At 70.6% G+C, this 20,771-nt stretch carries 19 protein-coding genes and 1 riboswitch; of the genes, 11 read left to right on the forward strand and 8 right to left on the reverse strand.

Annotated features, from left to right (window positions below; genetic code table 11):
* Positions 1 to 54 precede the first annotated feature (54 nt).
* Positions 55 to 1,035: a carbohydrate-binding protein gene (locus tag OG338_RS16265; protein ID WP_405938005.1), complete on the forward strand. Its 981-nt coding sequence runs from the start codon at positions 55 to 57 to the stop codon at positions 1,033 to 1,035.
* Positions 1,036 to 1,115: 80 nt separating this feature from the next.
* Here OG338_RS16265 and OG338_RS16270 read toward each other — a convergent pair whose 3' ends face one another.
* The 5 genes from OG338_RS16270 to OG338_RS16290 all read right to left on the reverse strand — a co-directional run bounded on the left by OG338_RS16270 (position 1,116) and on the right by OG338_RS16290 (position 6,288).
* Positions 1,116 to 1,967 carry a ketose-bisphosphate aldolase gene (locus OG338_RS16270; RefSeq protein ID WP_405938006.1) on the reverse strand — a complete coding sequence of 284 codons (852 nt, stop codon included), beginning with the start codon at positions 1,965 to 1,967 and terminating at the stop codon, positions 1,116 to 1,118.
* A gap of 63 nt (positions 1,968 to 2,030) precedes the next feature.
* Positions 2,031 to 2,975 carry a 1-phosphofructokinase family hexose kinase gene (locus OG338_RS16275; RefSeq protein ID WP_405938007.1) on the reverse strand — a complete coding sequence of 315 codons (945 nt, stop codon included), beginning with the start codon at positions 2,973 to 2,975 and terminating at the stop codon, positions 2,031 to 2,033.
* Between the two features lie 113 nt (positions 2,976 to 3,088).
* Positions 3,089 to 4,249, reverse strand: coding sequence for an N-acetylglucosamine-6-phosphate deacetylase (gene nagA, locus OG338_RS16280; protein ID WP_405938008.1), 1,161 nt, complete (start codon positions 4,247 to 4,249; stop codon positions 3,089 to 3,091).
* On the reverse strand, positions 4,249 to 5,142 hold the full coding sequence (locus OG338_RS16285; RefSeq protein WP_405940440.1) for an ROK family protein: 894 nt from the start codon (positions 5,140 to 5,142) through the stop codon (positions 4,249 to 4,251). The genes nagA and OG338_RS16285 overlap by 1 nt, the downstream gene beginning before the upstream one ends.
* 237 nt (positions 5,143 to 5,379) lie before the next feature.
* The gene (locus OG338_RS16290; RefSeq protein ID WP_405938009.1) at positions 5,380 to 6,288 is read right to left on the reverse strand and encodes an SIS domain-containing protein; all 909 of its coding nucleotides are present in this window, start codon (positions 6,286 to 6,288) and stop codon (positions 5,380 to 5,382) included.
* Between the two features lie 328 nt (positions 6,289 to 6,616).
* Between OG338_RS16290 and OG338_RS16295 the strand changes: the two genes are divergently transcribed.
* The 3 genes from OG338_RS16295 (at position 6,617) to otsB (ending at position 9,126) form a co-directional block, all read left to right on the forward strand.
* Complete coding sequence (locus OG338_RS16295) at positions 6,617 to 7,834, forward strand: extracellular solute-binding protein (protein ID WP_405938010.1); 1,218 nt, start codon at positions 6,617 to 6,619, stop codon at positions 7,832 to 7,834.
* 44 nt (positions 7,835 to 7,878) lie between these two features.
* Entirely contained in the window at positions 7,879 to 8,139 is a 261-nt protein-coding gene (locus OG338_RS16300) for a DUF3263 domain-containing protein (RefSeq protein WP_164401777.1), read from the forward strand.
* 153 nt (positions 8,140 to 8,292) lie between these two features.
* Positions 8,293 to 9,126 (forward strand): trehalose-phosphatase, encoded by an 834-nt coding sequence (otsB, locus tag OG338_RS16305; RefSeq protein ID WP_405938011.1) that lies wholly within the window; start codon positions 8,293 to 8,295, stop codon positions 9,124 to 9,126.
* A gap of 25 nt (positions 9,127 to 9,151) precedes the next feature.
* On the opposite strand, the gene OG338_RS16310 is transcribed toward otsB, so the two are convergent.
* On the reverse strand, positions 9,152 to 10,543 hold the full coding sequence (locus OG338_RS16310) for a trehalose-6-phosphate synthase (protein ID WP_405938012.1): 1,392 nt from the start codon (positions 10,541 to 10,543) through the stop codon (positions 9,152 to 9,154).
* 81 nt (positions 10,544 to 10,624) lie between these two features.
* On the reverse strand, positions 10,625 to 11,563 hold the full coding sequence (locus OG338_RS16315) for a glucosyl-3-phosphoglycerate synthase (protein ID WP_405940441.1): 939 nt from the start codon (positions 11,561 to 11,563) through the stop codon (positions 10,625 to 10,627).
* A gap of 155 nt (positions 11,564 to 11,718) precedes the next feature.
* A riboswitch (SAM riboswitch) is annotated at positions 11,719 to 11,845 on the forward strand.
* Between the two features lie 17 nt (positions 11,846 to 11,862).
* Between OG338_RS16315 and thrC the strand changes: the two genes are divergently transcribed.
* The 4 genes from thrC (at position 11,863) to groL (ending at position 15,993) form a co-directional block, all read left to right on the forward strand.
* Positions 11,863 to 13,155 (forward strand): threonine synthase, encoded by a 1,293-nt coding sequence (gene thrC / locus OG338_RS16320; protein ID WP_405938013.1) that lies wholly within the window; start codon positions 11,863 to 11,865, stop codon positions 13,153 to 13,155.
* Positions 13,156 to 13,183: 28 nt separating this feature from the next.
* Positions 13,184 to 13,462: a MoaD/ThiS family protein gene (locus OG338_RS16325; RefSeq protein WP_018101573.1), complete on the forward strand. Its 279-nt coding sequence runs from the start codon at positions 13,184 to 13,186 to the stop codon at positions 13,460 to 13,462.
* Positions 13,463 to 13,817: 355 nt separating this feature from the next.
* On the forward strand, positions 13,818 to 14,024 hold the full coding sequence (locus tag OG338_RS16330) for a cold-shock protein (RefSeq protein ID WP_003967346.1): 207 nt from the start codon (positions 13,818 to 13,820) through the stop codon (positions 14,022 to 14,024).
* Positions 14,025 to 14,370: 346 nt separating this feature from the next.
* Entirely contained in the window at positions 14,371 to 15,993 is a 1,623-nt protein-coding gene (gene groL, locus OG338_RS16335; RefSeq protein WP_018101572.1) for a chaperonin GroEL, read from the forward strand.
* Between the two features lie 98 nt (positions 15,994 to 16,091).
* On the opposite strand, the gene OG338_RS16340 is transcribed toward groL, so the two are convergent.
* A complete protein-coding gene (locus OG338_RS16340) occupies positions 16,092 to 16,802 on the reverse strand; it encodes a TetR/AcrR family transcriptional regulator C-terminal domain-containing protein (RefSeq protein WP_405938014.1) in 711 nt (236 codons plus the stop codon).
* 92 nt (positions 16,803 to 16,894) lie between these two features.
* Here OG338_RS16340 and OG338_RS16345 point away from each other — a divergent pair, with 92 nt between their 5' ends.
* The 3 genes from OG338_RS16345 to OG338_RS16355 are packed head-to-tail and all read left to right on the forward strand — an operon-like array spanning position 16,895 to position 20,622.
* On the forward strand, positions 16,895 to 18,664 hold the full coding sequence (locus tag OG338_RS16345; RefSeq protein ID WP_405938015.1) for a CocE/NonD family hydrolase: 1,770 nt from the start codon (positions 16,895 to 16,897) through the stop codon (positions 18,662 to 18,664).
* A gap of 59 nt (positions 18,665 to 18,723) precedes the next feature.
* Entirely contained in the window at positions 18,724 to 19,917 is a 1,194-nt protein-coding gene (locus OG338_RS16350) for a helix-turn-helix domain-containing protein (RefSeq protein WP_405938016.1), read from the forward strand.
* A 42-nt stretch (positions 19,918 to 19,959) separates the two neighbouring features.
* A complete protein-coding gene (locus OG338_RS16355) occupies positions 19,960 to 20,622 on the forward strand; it encodes a hypothetical protein (protein WP_405938017.1) in 663 nt (220 codons plus the stop codon).
* The last annotated feature ends 149 nt before the right edge of the window (positions 20,623 to 20,771 follow it).

Raw genomic sequence — 20,771 nt, forward strand, 5'->3', positions numbered from 1 at the left:
GTCGGCCGGCGCTATTCGGCGACGGCTGGCGACATGGTGAGGAGTGACCCAGGGATGGCCGGGAACAACGGCGCGAGCACACCCGAGGACGACGATCCGTTCGGCTACCTCTACGCGGACGGGCAGGCGGCCGGTGCGCAGCCGCCGGGGCAGGGCGGCTACGGCTACCCGGGTCCCACCGCCCAGCCGGGTGTGCCCCGGACCTCGTACAACCAGGTGCGGACCGTCGGCGAGCGCCAGTACGGGCAGCAGGTGCCGCCGCAGCAGCAGGCGCCGTACGGCTACCCGCAGCAGCCGCCCCAGGGGCAGTACGGCCAGCCCAGCCCGCAGTACGCCGCTCCGGAGACGTATCCCGGCGGCGGGGCCACCACGCAGGTGCCGCAGCAGGGCGGTCGCGGCGGCGGCTCCGGCAAGGGCGGCCCGAACACCAAGGGTCTGCTGATCGCCGCGGTCGCGGTCGTCGCGGTGGTGCTCATCGGCATCGGCGCGGCGCTGATGACGAGCGACGGCGACAAGGACAAGAAGGCCGAGGCGACGTCCTCGGAGGGCCCGGGCAATCAGGTCGAGCAGTCCCCGACCCCGGAGCCCTCCCCGTCCTCCTCGCCCCCGGCGGAGCTCCCGAAGCAGGACGCGGCCGCGCTCCTGCTGGGCGGCACGGCGGAGCTCGACAACACGGTGAAGGGCGCCAAGAGCGAGAACGGGCAGTACATCAACCTCAATGAGGTGGGCCGCTCGGCGACCTGGTCCGTCGAGGTGCCGGAGGCCGGTGAGTACACGCTGTTCGTGACGTACGGCGTGCCGGGCAAGGACGCCAAGACCTCCCTGACCGTCAACAAGGAGGACCCGCGCTCCATCAACATGGAGAACTTCGCGAAGGCCCCCGAGGGCGATCTGGAGAAGGGCTGGACGACGACGTACGCCTACGTCAACCTCGTCAAGGGCGCGAACACGCTGATGATCTCGTGCAACGAGGGCGATCAGTGCGACGCCAACCTGGACCAGCTGTCCCTGAAGGCCGGTCACCAGACCCGCTGACCGTACGACGTACGGCATAACGGCCCCCTCGCCTCCCGGCAGAGGGGGCCGGCGCGTTCTCCGGTGTTACGGGGCCCGGCTCAGCCCATCAGGGCGAGGAAGGCGGCGACCGTGGCGGCCATGGCCTCGCGGCCGGGGGCGAGGTACTTGCGGGGGTCGACGCCCGTGGTGTGCTCGGCCAGGTGCGCGCGGACCGCGCCGGTGAACGCGGTGTTCAGGGCGGTGCCGACGTTGATCTTGACCATGCCGGAGGCGGCGACGGCCTGGCGGATCTCGTCGTCCGGGACGCCGCTGGAGCCGTGCAGGACGAGCGGGACGGGGACGGCGGCGCGGAGCCGGCCGATCAACTCGTGGTCGAGGGCGGCGGTGCGCTCGGTCATGGCGTGCGAGGAGCCGACGGCGACGGCGAGGGCGTCCACGCCGGTCGCGGCGACGTACGCGGCGGCCTCGTCCGGGTCGGTGCGGACGCCGGGGGCGTGGGCGTCGAGCGGGGCCTCGCCCTCCTTGCCGCCGACCTTGCCGAGCTCGGCCTCGATCCAGACGCCGCGCTCGTGGCCCCAGGCGACGGCCTCGGCGGTGGCCCGGACGTTGTCCTCGTAGGTGAGCTTGGACGCGTCGAACATCACGGAGCCGAAGCCCTCGTCGTGGGCCCGGTGGAGCAGGTCCACGGACTCGACGTGGTCAAGGTGCAGGGCGAGCGGCGCGGAGGAGGTCCGGGCGACGGCGGCGGCGGCCGCGGCTATGGCGGTGAGCCGGCCGCCGTGGAACTTCACGGCGTTCTCGGAGATCTGGAGGATGGCGGGCGCGCCGGCCCGTTCGGCGCCGGTGGCGATGGCCTCCGCGTGTTCCAGGGTGATGACGTTGAAGGCGGCGATCCCGCGCCCCTGGGCCTGGGCGGCCGAGACGAGTTCACCGGTGCTGACGAGCGGCATTGCTGACCTCTGTGGTTTCTCCGGACCCGGCGGGCGGGCCCGGTGCGGGGCGGGGCGCGGCGCTCAGGCCGCCCCCGCTGCGTGTTCCTCGATGGCGACGCGCGGCAGCAGCTCCTCGTACGCCGTGCGGTCGAAGTCGCCGGCGGTGGGGGCCAGCACGGTCGCCGTCGACAGTGCCACCGCCCGGCGCAGCCGGTCCGGCCAGCTCAGGGACTCCACGAGGCCGGAGAGCAGCCCGGCCACGGCGGAGTCGCCCGCTCCGGTCGGGTTGCCCTTGACGGGCGCGGGCGGCGAGGCCCGCCAGACGCCGTCCGGGGTGACGGCGAGCATGCCGTCCGGGCCGAGCGAGGCGATGACGCCGTGGGCGCCGCGGCGGCGGGCGTCGCGGGTGGCGCGCAGGGGCTCGCGGGAGCCGGTGAGCCGGGCGAGCTCGTCGGCGTTCGGCTTGATCAGGTCGGGGCGGGCGGCGATGCCCCGGCGCAGCGGTTCGCCGCTGGTGTCCAGGAGGACGGGGACGCCGGCGGTGCGGGCGAGCCGGACGAGTTCGCCGTACGCGCCGACGTGGATGCCGGGCGGGAGGCTGCCGCACAGGGCGACGGCGTCGGCGGTCTCCAGCAGGCCGGCGTACGCGCCGAGGAAGGCGGTCCACTCGTCGGCGGTGACGTGCGGTCCCGCCTCGTTGAACTGGGTGGTGTCGCCGGTGGCGGCGTCGGCCACGGCGAGGGTGCGGCGGGTGTCGCCGGAGACGGGGACGAGCGCGTCGGTGAGGGTGCCGCTCTGCCGGGGGAGCGCGGCGAGCAGGTCGCGCAGGACGGTCCCGGTGGCGCCGCCGGCGAAGCCGGTGACGACGGTGTCGTGGCCGAGGGCGGTGAGGACGCGGGCGACGTTGAGGCCCTTGCCGCCGGGGCGCTCGGAGAGGTCGGTGACCCGGTGGCTGGAGTGCGGCACGAGGGCGGGGACGGAGTAGGTGAGGTCGAGTGCCGTGTTCAGCGTGACCGTGAGGATCACCGCGGCCGCCCTTTCGCGTTCGCTTCCGTGCTGGTTTCCCTGGCGATCATGCCAAAGAGGGGGCGGCCGGCCCAGACCTCGGGGCCAACCGCCGTCTCTTCGTTACGTGTGAGTCAGCTTGTCGCGGCTTCGGGCCTGACGATCCATTCGCCCTTGCGCATGACGCCCTTGAGCCGGAAGTCCGCGTCGAGAACGACCAGGTCGGCGTCCTTGCCGGGCTCCAGCGAGCCGACCTTGTCGTACACGCCGAGGAGCCGCGCCGGGTTGGCGGAGATGGACGTGACCACGTCCTCGACGGGGATGCGGTCGATGGTCACGGCGCGGTGGAAAGCGGTGTCCAGGGTGAGCGTGGAACCGGCGATGGAGTTGCCCTCGACCAGCCGGGCGACGCCGTTCTCGACGTTCACGGCGAGCGGGCCGAGCTGGTAGACGCCGTCTCCGAAGCCGGCCGCGTCCATGGCGTCGGTGATCAGGGCGACGCGGTCGGCGCCCGCGTGGTGGTAGGCCAGTTCGAGCGCGGCCGGGTGCAGGTGCGTGCCGTCGTTGATCAGCTCGACGGTGATCCGCTCGTCCTCCAGGAGGGCGGCGATCGGGCCGGGCGCGCGGTGGCCGATGCCGGGCATCGCGTTGTAGAGGTGCGTGGCGACGGTGGCGCCCGCGTCGATCGCCTCGACGGTCTGCTCGTATGTGGCGTCGGTGTGGCCGATGGCCGCGATGACGTCGTGCTCGGCGAGCAGCCGTACGGACTCGATGCCGCCGGGCAGCTCGGTCGCGAGGGTGAACATCTTCGCGGTGCCGCGCGCGGCGTCCATCAGCTTGCGGACCTCGGCCGGGTCCGGGTGACGCAGCAGGGCCTCGCTGTGGGCGCCCTTGCGGCAGGGGGAGATGAAGGGGCCCTCGAAGTGGATGCCGGCGAGGTCGCCCTGTTCGACCAGCTCCGAGAGGACGCCGGCGCGCTCGGCGAGGAAGTCCATCTCGCCGGTGACCGTGGAGGCGACCAGCGTGGTGGTGCCGTGCTCGCGGTGGGTGCGGACGCCGGTCAGGACCTCGTCCACGGTGCCGGAGGTGAAGGACGCGCCGCCGCCGCCGTGGTTGTGCATGTCCACGAAGCCGGGGACGATCCAGTGGCCGGAGAGGTCCAGGACCGGGGCGTTCTCGGCCTGGGTGCCGGAGATGCGGGTGCCTTCGACGGTCACCCGGCCGTCCTCGACAGTGCCGGTGGGCAGTACCACCCGGGCACCTGCGAGAACGGTGCTGTCTGCGCGTCCGGCCATCAGGCGGATACCTCCGTGGAGAGTAGATCCCAGGCGAGCAGCCCTGCGCCCAGGCATCCGGCGGTGTCCCCGAGGGCCGCCGGGACGATGTGGGGCAGCTTCTGGAACGTGACGCGTTCCTCGACGGCCGCACGGAGTGGTGTGAACAAGGTTTCCCCGGCCTCGGCGAGCCCGCCACCGATGATGAGCGTGCGCGGGTCCAGCAGGGTGAGCGCGGTGACGAGTCCGGCGGCGAGTGCGTCGACGGCGTTCTGCCAGACCGCGACGGCCTTCGGGTCGCCGGATTCGACGGCCTTGGCGCAGTCGGCGGCGTCCGCCTTCGGGTCGCCGGACGCGGCCGCCCAGGCGCGGCTGACGGCGGAGGCGGAGGCCAGGGTCTCCAGGCAGCCGCGCTGGCCGCAGCCGCAGTCCGGGCCGTCCGGCCGGATCACGATGTGGCCGATCTCGCCCGCGTAGCCGTGGGCGCCCTCCTCGATCGCGCCGGCGATGCCGATGGCTCCGGCGATCCCGGTGCCGAGCGGGATGAAGAGGAAGCGGTCGGCGCCCTGGCCCGCACCGATCCGGCCCTCGGCGAGCCCGCCGGTGCGGACGTCGTGGCCGAGCGCCACGGGTACACCGCCGAGCCGTTCGCCGAGCAGCTGCCGCATGGGTACGTCGCGCCAGCCCAGGTTCGCCGAGTAGACGGCGACCCCCTTCTCGGCGTCCACGATGCCCGGCACGGCGACACCGGCCGCGAGGGCGCTCTCGCCGAAGTGTTCCTCGCCGTACGCGCGCAGGTCGGCGGCGAAGGCGAGGATCGACTCCACGACGGCGTCGGGGCCGCGCTTTCTGCCGGTCGCGCGCCGTGCCTCGTGGAGCAGGGCGCCGTCGGCCCCGACCAGTGCGGCCTTCATTCCGGTGCCGCCCACATCGAGGGCGATGACGTGTTTCACGTGGAACAGTTTCGCCCGAGGGACCCCAAAAGGTCTAGTCCACTAGTGCTGTTTGTTGCGCATCCATACAAAATCCCGGTACCGGTTACGGGGAAGGGCCCGGTTTGTCGAGAAGGCCGCCCGGGGAGGGCCCGGCGCCTGCCCGGTACCGGGCCTGTTCCCCATCCGTGCGGGCCCTACTCCGGTCCTACTCCGGCCCTACTCCGGCAGGATCACGCTGCGTGAGAGGTTGCGCGGGTGGTCGGGGTCGTACCCCTTCGACTCGGCCAGGGCCACCGCGAGCCGCTGCGCGCGGATCAGGTCGGCCATCGGGTCCGCCGTCCCGTGCGCGACGAGCGTCCCGCCGACCGCCGCGACCTCGCCGGCCAGCCCTTCGGGCAGGGCGCCGAAGACCCAGGCCACCCGGTTCGGGCCGGTGATCGCGATCGGGCCGTGGCGGTACTCCATCGCCGGGTACGACTCGGTCCAGGCGCCCGCCGCCTCGCGCATCTTCAGCCCGGCCTCCTGGGCGAGACCGTAGGTCCAGCCGCGCCCCAGGAACGTCCACTGCTCGGCCGCGAGCACCGCCTCGGACAGCGGCTCGGTCACCGCCAGCTCCGCGTCGACCGCCGCATCGGCGACCGTCTTCACGCCCGCGGGAAGCGGACCGGCCGCTTCCAGGCCCGCCCGAAGGAAGGCGAGCGCGGTCGTCGCGAACCGGGTCTGGACCACTGATTCCTCGTCCGCCCAGTCCAGCACCGCGACCACGTCGGCGGCCTCCATGACCGGCGTCCTCGGATCGCCGGTCAGCGCGACGGTCGCGGTCGTCCCGCGCAGCTCGCGCAGGAGCGCCAGCACCTCGCTCGTCGTACCGGACCGGGTGATCGCGACCACCCGGTCGTACGGCCGGCCCGCCGGGAATTCCGAGGAGGCGTAGGCGTCCGTCTCGCCCTGTCCGGCGGCCTCCCGCAGGGCCGCGTACGCGATGGCCATGAACCACGAGGTGCCGCATCCCGTGACGGCGACGCGCTCGCCCGGCTTCGGCAGCCCCTCGAATTCCGCGCCCGCCTGTGCGGCGCGCCGCCAGCAGCCGGGCTGGGTGGCAATCTCAGATGCGGTACGCGACATGCGGGGCGGCTCCTTGTGGCTGGGCGGGGTCGGGGCGACGGAACGGGCCCGTACGGGAACTGACGTACCGTCGATTAAAGGTCTGGACCAATAAGACCCTTACGTCGAGACCTACTTAGCAGCCGCCGCGGGCCCCGTGCAATGCTGCTGCGTTGTGGAAGCGATACCTCCGTGGTGTAGACCTCTACGCCGGTGGCGGGGAAAATCGCAGCTCACCCGGAGTGCCCCCGCGCGGACGTGGGAGCCGCGGGCGGTGTAATCGACGAGGACGGACTGAGCTGTGCAGCGGCGTTACTTGGGACTGACGGCGGCTGTCGCCGTGATGGGGATGACGGCGACACTGTCGGGCTGCGGCGCGAGCGGCGGCTCCGGCGATGTGACACTGAAGCTGGTGGCGGCCGACTACGGCACGAGCGAGGCGAACAAGTCCGACAAGTACTGGGACGGCATCGCCCGCAGCTTCGAGGCGTCCCACCCCGGCATCAAGGTCGATGTGACGGTCCTGCCGTGGACCGACATCGACCGCGATGTCGCCAAGATGGTCAAGGACGGCAAGGCCCCCGACATCGCGCAGATCGGCGCCTACGCGGACTACGCGAAGGCCGGGAAGCTCTACTCCGCCGACGAGATGCTGAGCATCCCCACCCAGGCCAACTTCCTGCCGAAGCTGATCGGCGCGGGGCAGGTCAACCGCATCCAGTACGGGCTGCCGTTCGTCGCCTCCACCCGGCTGCTCTTCTACAACAAGAAGCTCTTCTCGCAGGCCGGCCTCGACGCCCCCAAGACCTGGAGCGACATAGCCACCGACGCCGCCACGCTCAAACAGCGCGGGGTGTCCTACCCCTTCGCGCTGCCGCTCGGCCCGGAGGAGTCCCAGGCCGAGACCCTGATGTGGATGCTCAGCGGGGGCGGCGGCTACACCGACGAGGTCGGCTCGTACAACATCGCCTCCGAGGAGAACATCAAGACGTTCGACTGGCTGAAGTCGAACCTCGTGGACAAGGGCCTCGTCGGCCCGGTCGCCCCCGGCAAGCTGAACCGTGCCAAGGCGTTCGAGGAGTTCTCGAAGGGGAAGGTCGGCATGCTCAACGGCCACCCCACGCTGATGGAGGAGGCGCAGAGGCAGGGCGTCAATGTCGGCATGGTCCCGCTGCCCGGCGAGCACGGCCCCACCGAGGGGTCGATGGGCGTCGCCGACTGGATCATGGGCTTCAAGCAGAACGATCACCGGGTCGAGATCGGCAAGTTCTTCGACTACCTGTTCACCGACAAGAACGTGATCGAGTTCGCCGACATGTACGACCTGCTGCCGGCCACGAACAGCGCGTCCGCGGCGATGGAGGACGACGACAAGTACAAGCCGCTGCACCAGTTCCTGGCGGCGTTGCCGGAGTCGGAGTTCTACCCCTTCGGCAAGACGTCCTGGGCGGCGGCCAGCGAGTCGATCAAGGAGAACATCGGCAAGGCGGTGCAGCCGGGGGCGAACCCGCAGAGCGTGCTGGAGCGGATAGCGCGGGACGCGACGCAGGCGGAGGCGGCGGAGTAGCCTCCGCGTTCCGTGGGGGCCGGGCGCGCCATATATTGGCTGATATGACCGCCCACCCCCCGAACGGCCCTGCCGAGTCCGCGCCGCTGTCCGACCGCGACCGCGCGGTGCTCGCGGTGGAGCGGCAGTCGTGGGCGGGCGCGGGGGCGAAGGAGCGGGCGATCCGGGAGCGGCTGGGGTTGTCGCCGACGCGGTATTACCAGCTGCTGAACGCGTTGCTGGATGACCGGCGGGCGCTGGAGGAGGACCCGGTGACGGTGAATCGCCTTCGGCGCGTACGGGAGGCTCGGCGGGGGAGGCGGTAGGGGCGGTGTGCGGGTGCGCTGCGCCTGGGGCGGGCCTGTTCCCCACCCCGCCCCTGCCCGAAACCGGGGCGCTGCCCCGGACCCCGCTGCTCAAACGCCGCAGGGGCTGGATTTGCCCTCGTGACGAGGGTGGGCGGGGATACGCTCAAGCGTATGGGCACCCCACAGACAACCGCAGGCCGTGCCGGGCTGGACGCCATCCTCGCCCGGCCGGCCGAGGCCCTCGTCGCGCTCGACTTCGACGGGACGCTGGCGGACATCGTGCCGGACCCGGAGCAGGCGCGGGCGCACCCCGGGGCCGTGGCGGCGCTGGCCGCCCTCGCGCCGAAGGTCGCGTCCGTGGCCGTGATCACCGGGCGCCCCGCCGAGGTCGCCGTGCGGTTTGCCGGGGTCGCCGGGGTGGAAGGGCTCGACCGCCTCGTCGTGCTCGGGCATTACGGCGCCGAGCGCTGGGACGCCGTGACCGGGAGCGTGCACGCCCCCGCCGCGCACCCCGGCGTCGATGCCGTGCGTGCCGAACTCCCCGGCGTACTGGCGGATTTCGGCCCCGAGGGTGAGATCTGGACCGAGGACAAGGGGCGCGCCCTCGCCGTGCACACCCGGCGCGCCGCCGACCCGCAGGCCGCGTTCGACGCGCTGCGCGGGCCCCTCGGCGAGCTGGCAGCGCGGCACGGGCTGATCGTGGAACCGGGGCGCCTGGTCCTGGAGTTGCGCCCGCCGGGCATGGACAAGGGCGTCGCGCTCACCGCGTACGTGCGCGAGATCGGCGCCACGTCGGTGCTGTACGCGGGTGACGACCTGGGTGACCTCGCCGCGTACGCCGCCGTGGAGAAGCTGCGCACGGACGAGGCGAACCCCGTGCCGGGGCTGCTCATTTGCAGCGGCAGCGCCGAGGTGCCGGAGCTCGCCGACCGCGCCGACCTGGCGCTGTCCGGCCCGGGCGCGGTCGTGGCGTACCTGCGCGAACTCGCCGACCGCCTTCCCTGACCGCGCCGAACCCAATCGCGCCCTGCTAATCGCGCCGCAGCGCATCCAGCTGGTCCAGGAACCAACGCTGCGGCGGCAGCGCGGTCGCCGCCTCGGCCAGCCGTTCCGTGCGGGCGGCCCGCACGTCGTCCGGGAGCGTCAGCGCCTCGTGCAGCGCCTCCGCCGTGGCCGAGACGTCGTACGGGTTGACCGTGAACGCGTACTCGCCCAGCTCCTCGTACGCGCCGGCCTCCCGCGACAGGACCAGCGCGCAGCCCTCGTCGGAGACGACCGGGACCTCCTTGGCGACCAGGTTCATGCCGTCCCGGATCGGGTTGACGAGGGCGACGTCGGCCAGCCGGTACGCGGCGAGCGAGCGGGCGAAGTCGTCCTTCACGTGCAGGACGACCGGGGTCCAGCCGGCCGTACCGTACGACTTGTTGATCGCGTCGGCGACCTGCCGCACCTCCGCGGTGTACTCCCGGTAGACCGCGAGGTCCTGGCGCGAGGGGTAGGCGAAGGCGACGTGCACGACGCGTTCGCGCCATTCGGGGTGCTCGTCCAGCAGCGTGCGGTAGGCGTGCAGGCCCCGGACGATGTTCTTGGACAGCTCCGTGCGGTCGACCCGGACGACGGTCTTCCGGTCCGGCCCGATCTGCTCGCGCAGGGCCGCCATCCGTTCGTCCACATCCGCCTCGTGCGCCCGGCCGCGCAGGAAGCCGGCGTCGGCGCCCAGGCCGTGGACGCCGACGCGGGTACGCCCGGTGCCGCCCAGGATCTCCGTACAGCAGCCGATGAACGCGTCCGCCCAGCGGCGGGTCAGGAAGGCGGCGCGGTCGGCGCCGAGGATGCCGCGCAGCAGCTGTTCGGCGATGTCGTCGGGGAGCAGCCGGAAGTAGTCGACGGGCGCCCACGGGGTGTGCGAGAAGTGGCCGATCCGCAGGTCTGGGCGGAGCTCGTGGAGCATGCCGGGGACCAGCGAGAGGTGGTAGTCCTGCACCAGGACCGCCGCGCCCTCGCCCGCCTCCTCGGCCAGCGCCTCGGCGAAGGCCCGGTTGTATGTCTCGAAGGACGCCCACTGCCTGCGGAACTCCGCGTCGAAAACGGGCTCGACGGGCGTCTGGTACAGCATGTGGTGGACGAACCACAGCACGGAGTTGGCGATGCCGTTGTACGCGTCGGCGTGCACCCCGGCGTCGATGTCGAGCATCCGGACGCCCGGCTCGCCGACCCCCCGGCGCACCGCCTCGCGGTCGCCGTCGCCGAGGGCGGCGCAGACCCACATCTTGTCGTCCACGGCGCTGAGGCCGGAGACGAGCCCGCCTCCGCCCCGTTTCGCTTCGAGGGTGCCGTCCTCGCCCACGGCATACGAGACGGGGCCGCGGTTGGACGCGACGAGGACCTGGGCAGCGGGCTGGGGGGCGTGCTCGGAGACCATGGCCGGAATCTAGCCCGAACCCGATCCGCCCAAACGTACGAAGCCGGACGGCGTGGGGTCGTGAACGGCGTGGGGTCGTGATCAGGCCGCGCGCCGTGCCACGTACTCCTCGATCTCGCACATCGGCGGCCTCTCCTGGGTGTCGACCGGGTACGTGTGGGGAACGAACCCGTCCGCGCCGCGTTCGTACTGGGTCAGCGAGGGCCGCACCAGATGGCCCCGGGAGAGCCGCACCTGTGCGGTGCGGTAGATCGCGGCGGCCATCCGGCCGAGCGCCTGGCCGTCCTGGTGGCGGTGGACGCGTACGCCGACGTCCACCTGGGCGAGGGCGTCGAGGCCCACGGTGTGCAGCGCGTCCACGAGCAGGCCGAGCTCGACCCCGTAACCGACCGGGAACGGCAGCCGCTCCAGAAGCGTGCGGCGTACGGCGTACTCGCCGCCGAGCGGCTGCACGAAGCCCGCGAGCAGCGGCCAGTGCAGATTCAGCAGCGGGCGGGCCACCAGCTCGGTGACGCGGCCGCCCTGGCCGGGCAGCTCCCCGAGCGGACGGTCGTACATCGCCTTGACGAACTGCACCTCGGGGTGGGCGAGCAGCGGGCCGACGATGCCGGAGACGAAGTCGGCCGAGAAGTCCTTCAGATCCGCGTCGATGAAGCACAGGATGTCGCCGCTGGTCACCAGGAGTGACCGCCACAGCACCTCGCCCTTGCCGGGAACGGCGGGGAGGCGGGGCAGGATCGCGTCGCGGTGGACGACCCGGGCGCCCGCGCGGCGGGCGACCTCGGCGGTGGCGTCCGTGGAGCCCGAGTCGATCACGACCAGCTCGTCCACCAGCGGAACGCGCTCCATCAGCTCGCGCCTGATCGTCGCGACGATGTCGCCGACGGTCGCGGCCTCATTGAGCGCCGGTAGGACGACGCTCACGCCCGTACCGTTCGCGGCGGTCCGCACATGGTCCGGCGGATGGTCGGCGGCCGACCAGGAACGCCTGGTCAGCCAGCGTTCGACCTCTTCGAGCACGGTCGATACTCCCTGCATGTGATCCATCTCGCGGTACGGACGGCTATCTCACCCGTCCGGTCCTTCGGTTACAGTCTTGAACAACGCGGACGGCCATCGCATGCCGGGGTCGGTCCGCCGACAAATGCACGGATCCATGATCCGTCGCCATACAGCGCTCATCCAGAGGGACAGAGGGAACGGCCCGTTGAAGTCCCGGCAACCCTCCTGCCGACCGCGAGGTCAGGTGGGGAAGGTGCCAATTCCGTCTTGCGGCGAAACGCGCCGCGAGGAAGATGAGGAGAAAGGGCCTCGCCATCATGGCTGTTGAAACCGTCGCAGCGAACACCGAATCCTCCGTGGACCTTGGTCCCGCCGCGGCTCTTTCCTGTCGCGAGTGCGGTGAACGATTCGCACTCGGCCCCATTTTCGCCTGCGCGTCCTGTTTCGGGCCGCTCGAAGTGGCGTACGACCTGCCGAGCGGCTCCTCCGACGAGCTGAAGAAGCGCATCGAGGCCGGCCCGAACAACATCTGGCGTTACGCGCCGCTGCTGCCGGTACCCGCCGACGTGGCCGACAAACCCAACCTCAACCCCGGCTTCACCAAGCTGGTCAAGGCCGACAACCTGGCCCGCGAGCTGGGTGTGACCGGCGGCCTGTACGTGAAGGACGACTCCGGCAACCCGACGCACTCCTTCAAGGACCGCGTCGTCGCCATCGCCGTCGAGGCCGCCCGAGCCTTCGGCTTCACCACGCTCTCCTGCTCCTCGACCGGCAACCTCGCCGGTGCGGTCGGCGCCGCCGCGTCGCGCGCGGGCCTGCGCTCCTGTGTGTTCATCCCGCACGACCTGGAGCAGGGCAAGGTCGTCATGGCCGCGGTGTACGGCGGTGAGCTGGTGGGCATCGAGGGCAATTACGACGACGTCAACCGCTTCTGCTCCGAGCTCATCGGCGACCCGCTGGGCGAGGGCTGGGGCTTCGTCAACGTGAACCTGCGTCCGTACTACGGCGAGGGCTCCAAGACGCTCGCGTACGAGATCTGCGAGCAGCTCGGCTGGCGGCTGCCCGACCAGATCGTCATCCCGATCGCGTCCGGCTCGCAGCTCACGAAGATCGACAAGGGCCTCCAGGAGCTGATCAAGCTCGGCCTGGTCGAGGACAAGCCGTACAAGATCTTCGGTGCCCAGGCCGAGGGCTGCTCCCCGGTCTCCACCGCCTTCAAGGCCGGTCACGACGTGGTCCGCCCGCAGAAGCCGAACACGATCGCCAAGTCCCTCGCGATCGGCAACCCGGCCGACGGCCCGTACGTCCTGGACATCGCCCGCCGCACCGGCGGCGCCGTCGAGGACGTCAACGACGAGCAGGTCGTGGACGCGATCAAGCTGCTGGCCCGCACCGAGGGCATCTTCGCCGAGACGGCGGGCGGGGTGACGGTCGGCGTGACGAAGAAGCTGATCGACGCCGGCCTGCTCGACCCGGCGCTCACCACCGTCGTCCTGAACACGGGTGACGGCCTCAAGACGCTGGACGCGGTGGCCGACACCTCGCAGGCGACCGCCACGATCCGCCCGAGCCTGGACGCCTTCCGCGCCGCCGGACTCGCCACCAGCTGACCACCCGAGACTTCAGGAAGGCACCGCCATGAGCGTCAAGGTCCGCATTCCCACCATCCTCCGCACCTACACCGGCGGCCAGGCCGAGGTTCCGGCCGAGGGCGCGACCCTCTCCGAGGTCATCGCCTCGCTGGAGAAGGACCACCCGGGCATCGCCGCCCGCGTGCTGGACGACCAGGGCAAGCTGCGCCGCTTCGTCAACGTGTACGTCAACGACGACGACGTGCGCTTTGAAGGCGGCCTCGACGCGGCGACCCCGGACGGTGCCGGCGTCTCGATCATCCCCGCAGTGGCCGGCGGCTGCTGAGCCCAAGGCTCTGTAGCACCACCGCAATTGCCCCCTCCGCGCGAGAAGCGGAGGGGGCAATTCTGCATGGTTGAACGGGGTAGAGTGTGGGAAGTCCCCTTCGCTGCCCGTGCCCCTCGCATACGAGAATGCGCCGCGCCACGATCAGAAGCAGCCAATGTGCCTGAGCCTCTTGCGCCTTAAGTCGCCTTTGCCGGGCCCGACTTGCCCCGCAAGCTCAGCAATTCCTCATATTCGGGCGATCGGTGCTGCGCAGAATTGTCGTCCGATTGACCTGTCGCACAGGGCAGTTGGGCAGATACATTCAGCCGCGGTCGACGCGCTTCGGCGCACTCACGTTACAGGGGAGTTAGGCATGGCTCAGGGCACCGTCAAGTGGTTCAACGCGGAGAAGGGGTACGGCTTCATCGCGGTCGACGGTGGTGCGGATGTATTCGTCCACTACAGCGCGATCCAGATGGACGGGTACCGCACCCTCGAAGAAGGTCAGCGGGTCGAGTTCGAGATCTCGCAGGGCCAGAAGGGGCCGCAGGCGGACATGGTCAAGCTCGCCGTCGGCTGAGCCCGGCACGGCACGTCGGCCGCGACGCCACGCACGTACGAAGGGTCCGTACCTCCAGAGGTGCGGGCCCTTCGCGTTGCCAGGCTCTGTCCACATGCCGAAGGCGACGCTTGCGCCCTCCCGTCGCCCGACCGCCACCCCTCAAGGAGCCTTCGGCGCTTGCACTCAACGGGGTCGAGTGCTAATCATTGGGCTTAGCACTCTCCAGGTGAGAGTGACAGAATTTGGACCGGGCCGGTGAGGCCCGCAGGCCAGGCGGGGAAGGAACCGCAGGGCACGCAGGCCGTCCGTCGCGGGCGCCACTCGGTCCGGAGCAATCCACCCCTGTCCGGGAGGACCACTTCACATGGCCAAGATCATCGCGTTCGACGAGGAGGCCCGGCGCGGTCTCGAGCGCGGCATGAACCAGCTCGCCGACGCCGTCAAGGTCACCCTTGGCCCCAAGGGTCGCAACGTCGTCCTTGAGAAGAAGTGGGGCGCCCCCACGATCACCAACGATGGTGTGTCCATCGCCAAGGAGATCGAGCTGGAGGACCCGTACGAGAAGATCGGTGCGGAGCTGGTCAAGGAGGTCGCCAAGAAGACGGACGACGTCGCCGGCGACGGTACGACCACCGCCACCGTTCTCGCCCAGGCGCTCGTCCGCGAGGGCCTGCGCAACGTGGCCGCGGGTGCGAACCCGATGGCTCTCAAGCGGGGCATCGAGAAGGCCGTCGAGGCCGTCTCCGCCGCCCTCCTGGAGCAGGCCAAGGACGTGGAGACCAAGGAGCAGATCGCTTCGACCGCCTCCATCTCCGCCGCCGACACCCAGATCGGCGAGCTCATCGCCGAGGCCATGGACAAGGTCGGCAAGGAAGGCGTCATCACCGTCGAGGAGTCCCAGACCTTCGGTCTGGAGCTGGAGCTCACCGAGGGTATGCGCTTCGACAAGGGCTACATCTCGGCGTACTTCGCCACCGACATGGAGCGCATGGAGTCGTCCCTGGACGACCCGTACATCCTGATCGTCAACTCCAAGGTCAGCAACGTGAAGGACCTCCTTCCGCTGCTGGAGAAGGTCATGCAGTCCGGCAAGCCGCTGCTGATCATCGCCGAGGACGTCGAGGGCGAGGCCCTGTCGACCCTGGTCGTCAACAAGATCCGCGGCACCTTCAAGTCCGTCGCCGTCAAGGCCCCGGGCTTCGGCGACCGCCGCAAGGCCATGCTCGGTGACATCGCCATCCTCACGGGCGGCACCGTCATCTCCGAGGAGGTCGGCCTCAAGCTGGAGAACGCCGGTCTCGACCTGCTCGGCCGCGCCCGCAAGGTCGTCATCACCAAGGACGAGACGACGATCGTCGACGGCGCCGGTGACAGCGACCAGGTCCAGGGCCGCGTCAACCAGATCCGTGCCGAGATCGAGAACTCCGACTCGGACTACGACCGCGAGAAGCTCCAGGAGCGCCTGGCGAAGCTGGCCGGCGGCGTGGCCGTCATCAAGGCCGGTGCCGCCACCGAGGTCGAGCTGAAGGAGCGCAAGCACCGCATCGAGGACGCGGTGCGCAACGCCAAGGCCGCCGTCGAGGAGGGCATCGTCGCCGGTGGTGGCGTGGCTCTGCTCCAGGCTTCGGCCGTCTTCGAGAAGCTGGAGCTCTCGGGCGACGAGGCGACCGGCGCCAACGCCGTCAAGCTCGCGCTTGAGGCCCCGCTGAAGCAGATCGCCGTCAACGGTGGTCTTGAGGGCGGCGTCGTCGTGGAGAAGGTCCGCAACCTCCCCGTCGGCAACGGCCTGAACGCCGCGACCGGCGAGTACGTCGACATGATCGCCGAGGGCATCCTCGACCCGGCGAAGGTCACGCGCTCCGCGCTCCAGAACGCCGCGTCGATCGCCGCGCTGTTCCTCACCACCGAGGCCGTCATCGCCGACAAGCCGGAGAAGGCCGCCGCGGCCGCTCCGGGCGGCATGCCGGGCGGTGACATGGACTTCTGATCCTGACGGATCGGCGGTTCCAGCAGTACCTGACACCGGCCCCCGGGGATGCGTCCCCGGGGGCCGGTGTCTTTGTGCGTACGTGTACGCGTACGAGCTCAGCCCGCGTCGAGGCCGTCCACGAGACGGGTGAGGAAGCGGTCGAACATGGCGTCCGGGGTGACCGGCCGTCCGGCCGTCGCCAGCGCGTCCGCGAGTTCCGGATGGGCGCCGTCCGCCGCGACCTCCGCCAGATACACCGCCTCGGCGGCCGCCCGCCCGGGGTCCCGGGCCGCCCGTGCCTGGCCGACCTCGTAGGCCACATGGGCTGCCACGAATGACGTGAGCTGGGCGAAGATCTCCAGCCGGGCCGCCCCGTCGAGCCCGATGGGCCGCAGCGCCGCGAGCGCGTGCTCCACGAAGGCGAGCGTGCGGGGGCCCAGGGTGCGGCGGGCCTGCACGGCGGCGGGCAGCCAGGGGTGGCGGAGCATGTTCGCGCGCTGGTGGCGGCCGATGGTCTTGAGGTCGGCGCGCCAGTCGCCGGTGAGCGGGCCGGACGTGGGCAGCTCACCGGAGACGTGGTCGATCATCAGGTCGAGCAGCGTTTCCTTGTCGGGGGCGTAGCTGTACAGCGACATGACGCCGGCGCCCACCTCCGCGGCGACCCGCCGCATGGTGACCGCGTCGATCCCCTCGGCGTCCGCGACGGCGACCGCGGCGGCCGTGATCACCTCTCGGCTGAACGCGGGTCTGCGGCCGCGCCTGGGCCGGTCCTGCTCCCGCCAGAGAACTCGCGGATCGATGCCTCCGGCACCTTCGGTGCGGGTCACGTGCTCAGCCTCTCTCACCCGGGTCGCCTCCGTGGACCATCCAAGCATCCAGTATTCTCGTACTTAGTACGAGAATACTGATGGAGGCGAAGATGACCCGATCGACGCACGACGCCCGCCCCCGGGCCGCATGGACGCCGTCGTCCGCGAAGCCGCCGCGCGCCGCCCGGCTGATGCGCGCCTCCTGGCGCGGTCTGCCCGCCGCGCGCCACAAGGCGGGCGTCGAGCGCGGCCTGGCGGTGCCCGCCGCCGACGGCAGTCCTCTGCTCACCGACCACTACTTTCCGCGCGCCGAGGGCGACTTCCCGACCCTCCTGGTCCGTACGCCGTACGGGCGGGGAGTGCCGTGGTCCCCGCAGTACGGCATCCTCTTCGCCGAACAGGGCTTTCATGTGGTGCTTCAGAGCTGCCGGGGGACGGGTGGTGCGGGCGGCGCGGGCGGCGGTTTCCACCTCTGGCGCAACGAGCCGGCCGACGGCCTCGCGGCGGTCGGCTGGCTGCGCGAACAGCCGTGGTTCGACGGGCGCTTGGGCACCGTCGGCCCCAGCTATCTCGGGTACGTGCAGTGGGCGCTGGCCCTCGATCCGCCGCCGGAGCTGAAGGCCATGGTGGTGCAGGTGGGGCTGCACGATCCGTACGCCCTCTTCCACACCGACGGCGTCCTCAACCTGGAGACCGCGCTCGCCGTGGGCGCCGGCATGACCTACCAGCACCGGGGTATGGGCGCGTTCATCCGGGCGACCCTGCGCCTCCAGCGCCGGCTGCGTTCCGCCGTCACCGCGCGTCCGCTGCGCGGGGCGTACGCGGACGCGCTCGGCGGTGAGATTCCCTGGCTGGACGAGGTGATGGCCCACCCGGACCCGGACGACCCGTACTGGGAGGGCGCGTCGCCGGCGGGGGTGGCGGAAGGGGCGGCGGACCGGATGGCGGAAGGCGCGGCGGACCGGGCGCCCGTGCCCACCGCCCTCGTCACCGGCCGGTACGACGCCCTCGTGGACCAGACCTTCGCGCAGTACGACCGGCTGTGCCGGGCGGGCGGCGAGGCGTCCCTGCTCGTCGGCCCGTGGACCCACACCTCGGCGCTCCAGGCGGGCTGGGCCGAGGTGTTCGCCGAATCCCTGGCCTGGCTCCGGGCCCACCTGTGTGACGACCCGTCCGGTCTGCGCCCGACGCCGGTGCGCGTGCACGTGGGCGGTGCGGAGGCGGGCGTCCGGGACCTGGACGCGTGGCCCCCGGAGGCGTCCACGGCCTCCTGGTACCCGACCGCCGACGGCCACCTCACCCGGGAGGCCCCCACGGACACCGCCCCCGTCGCCGCCTTCCGCCACGACCCGGACGACCCGGTCCCCACGCTGGGCGGCGCGCTGCTCTCCCGTACGGCGGGGGCGCGGGACAACGCGTCATTGGAGGCGCGCGCGGACGTCCTCACGTTCACCGGGCCCGCCCTGGCCAAACCTCTTACCGTGCTCGGTCCGGTTTCCGCCCGGGTCAGCGCCTCCACGGATACCGGGCACGGCGAGGTGTTCGTCCGGCTGTGCGACGTGGACCCGGAGGGCCGGTCGGTCAATGTCTGCGACGGCCTGGCCCGCCTCCGCACCACGGGCCCGGACCCGGTCCGTGTGACGATCCCGATGACCCCCACCGCCCACCGCTTCGCCCCGGGCCACCGCATCCGCTGGCAGATCAGCCCCGGTCCCCACCCGCGCTACGCCCTGAACCCGGGCACGGGGGAGCCCCGGATCGATGCGACGGAATTCGTACCCGTACGGGTGACGGTGCACGCGGACTCAGAGTTGACGCTGTCGGTGGGCCGACCGGGTAAGGAAATGCGCCTGGCGCCATCTGTCAGTCCTGGGTGGTAGACATACGACTGGCCATCGTGAATCAGGTCCGTAGAATAGATTCAACAAGGAGGTGCTAAGTGGATCTCGTGCTAGTGGGGGAGCGGATCCGCCGCGAACGTGAGCGCGCTGGGCTCAACCAGCGTGACCTCGCGCGACGCGCCCAGCTCTCCCAACCGACCCTGACCCGTATCGAGACCGGTACTCGTGCCAACGTGACTCTCGCGGAACTGGATCGCCTCGCTGTCGCGCTGGGTATCCCGGTGCGGCTGCTCACCAGTGGCGACCCTGTGCGAGAGAGGGTCCAGATCGCGGCCAGAACCGACGAGGTGACCCTCGCGGAGCGTGAGGAGGCGCTTCGGCGCACCCTCGAAGTGCTTGAATTGGATGCCCGTCTGGACAAGCTGGGGACGAACACCACGCAGCAGCGAAAGCCACAGGGGCATGTAAAGGTTCCGGACCAGCAGCTTCCCGGGGAGGTGCAGGCCAGCGAACTGGCCGAACGGGTCCGCGAGGCTCTTCATCTGGGCTGCGCCCCCGTTGCCGATGTGGATGAACTGATCGAACAGCTCACCGGTGTCGACACAGCGGTACTGAGGCTACCGAAGGGCGCCGAAGGATTTACCGCCACCGACCCTGCTCGCGACACGACTCTCATTGCCGTTCGTGCGTGCGACGTGCCCGAACGGCAGCGGTTCAGTTTCGCTCACGAGCTCGGACATTTGTTGTGGAATGACGGTGCTCAGGTTCATGCGCTGAACGACGGAAGAACCCCGGGTGAGAGACGTTGCGACGCCTTTGCCCGCAACCTCTTGGCACCGAGGGAAGGCATCAGATCCTGGCTGGCCGCTGAGAGTTTTCCAGAAGGTGGCCGGATGGACGAGCGTACGGCCGCACTTCTGGCACGCCACTTCCGAGTCAGCTTTCCCGTCATCCTCATCCAACTGGAGGAGATGTCACTCGTCACGACCGAGCAGAAGAACGACCTGCGGGGACCGACCGGCGTGCAGTTGGCACACCGTTACGGCTGGGGCCCGGCGTACGAGCAGGAGAAGGACGCCGCCCAGGCTGTACGGGCTCCCAGGCGCATTCTCGAACGGGCCGTTGACGCCTATCGGCAGAATCTTCTGGGTGTGCGGGCTCTGGCCATGCTCGAAGGATGCAAACCGGAAGAGGCCGAAGCCAGACTCGCGGAAGCCGGCATCGTTCCCGACCCTCCGAATCCCAGGCGGGCCAACCTGTCCCGGCTGGTTGCCCGCGGGCTGGCGAAGTAGGAGTAAAGTAATCCCGCCTGGGGATGTCGAAGGGGTGGGGGCTTGCCCAACCAGCACGCGGAAGCGTCAAAGGAGACGGCTTCGCCGGATCAACGCGAACCGCTATGCATTCTGGACGCAGTAATCTGCGTGCACTTCGTCGGTGCGAATGTCCACCGTTTGCTGGTGGACGTTCTCCAGAAGGCGGATCTGACGTTGCTCGTGCCGCAGGAAGTCTGCGATGAAGTCGCGCGCAAGGACAGGAAGTACCCCGGGCTGAAGCTGAAGTGGACGCGTCTGGCGGGCAGTCGTCACGTCCGCGTTCTTCCCGCTCTTGAGGCACGGACAGCACCGGCTCGTGTCATCGAAGTCTTCGAGGATGTGCGAGGCCGACAGGTAGAAGATGCCCTGCGGAACTCAAAGGATCTCGGCGAAGCGGTAGTTGTAGCTCATGGAGTGCACTACCAGGACGAGGGGCACGAAGTGATCGTCGCCATCGACGATCAGGGCGGCCAAGCACTTGCGACCGATCGGGACCTGGAGGTCATGACCGTCGAGGACGTTCTGGTGATGGCCATTGAGTTCGGACGCTTTGCTACCGAGGGTGATCTGAAGAACGTGTACGGAAAGCTCCGGAAGTTCGGCGACGGCCTCCCCTCCTACGCGCAGACGCAGCTGGCCATTTACTACAAGGAGTGGCATGGCCAGCAGGCGGTGCAGAGCTAGGCACCGTCACTCCACGCGAGGTCCTGCATGCCTGTCCCCCGTACCCGTTCCTGGCTTGGGTGCGGGGGGCAGGCATGTACCTCGCACCTTGCGTCTCTTGCGCAAAAATCTGACATGGCGACGCACTTTTCTTGTGTAGGGGCGGGAAT

This window comes from Streptomyces sp. NBC_00726 (assembly GCF_045161735.1).
Lineage (GTDB): Bacteria > Actinomycetota > Actinomycetes > Streptomycetales > Streptomycetaceae > Streptomyces.

Bases quoted from the DNA above. Each gene is read 5' to 3' on its own strand.
- nagA (WP_405938008.1), bottom strand. From the start codon at position 4,249: ATGGCCGGACGCGCAGACAGCACCGTTCTCGCAGGTGCCCGGGTGGTA.
- OG338_RS16325 (WP_018101573.1), top strand. From the start codon at position 13,184: ATGAGCGTCAAGGTCCGCATTCCCACCATCCTCCGCACCTACACCGGC.
- OG338_RS16330 (WP_003967346.1), top strand. From the start codon at position 13,818: ATGGCTCAGGGCACCGTCAAGTGGTTCAACGCGGAGAAGGGGTACGGC.
- OG338_RS16345 (WP_405938015.1), top strand. From the start codon at position 16,895: ATGACCCGATCGACGCACGACGCCCGCCCCCGGGCCGCATGGACGCCG.
- groL (WP_018101572.1), top strand. From the start codon at position 14,371: ATGGCCAAGATCATCGCGTTCGACGAGGAGGCCCGGCGCGGTCTCGAG.
- OG338_RS16310 (WP_405938012.1), bottom strand. From the start codon at position 10,543: ATGGTCTCCGAGCACGCCCCCCAGCCCGCTGCCCAGGTCCTCGTCGCG.
- OG338_RS16270 (WP_405938006.1), bottom strand. From the start codon at position 1,967: ATGCCGCTCGTCAGCACCGGTGAACTCGTCTCGGCCGCCCAGGCCCAG.
- OG338_RS16295 (WP_405938010.1), top strand. From the start codon at position 6,617: ATGACGGCGACACTGTCGGGCTGCGGCGCGAGCGGCGGCTCCGGCGAT.
- OG338_RS16300 (WP_164401777.1), top strand. From the start codon at position 7,879: ATGACCGCCCACCCCCCGAACGGCCCTGCCGAGTCCGCGCCGCTGTCC.
- otsB (WP_405938011.1), top strand. From the start codon at position 8,293: ATGGGCACCCCACAGACAACCGCAGGCCGTGCCGGGCTGGACGCCATC.
- OG338_RS16265 (WP_405938005.1), top strand. From the start codon at position 55: ATGGCCGGGAACAACGGCGCGAGCACACCCGAGGACGACGATCCGTTC.
- thrC (WP_405938013.1), top strand. From the start codon at position 11,863: ATGGCTGTTGAAACCGTCGCAGCGAACACCGAATCCTCCGTGGACCTT.
- OG338_RS16290 (WP_405938009.1), bottom strand. From the start codon at position 6,288: ATGTCGCGTACCGCATCTGAGATTGCCACCCAGCCCGGCTGCTGGCGG.
- OG338_RS16285 (WP_405940440.1), bottom strand. From the start codon at position 5,142: ATGAAGGCCGCACTGGTCGGGGCCGACGGCGCCCTGCTCCACGAGGCA.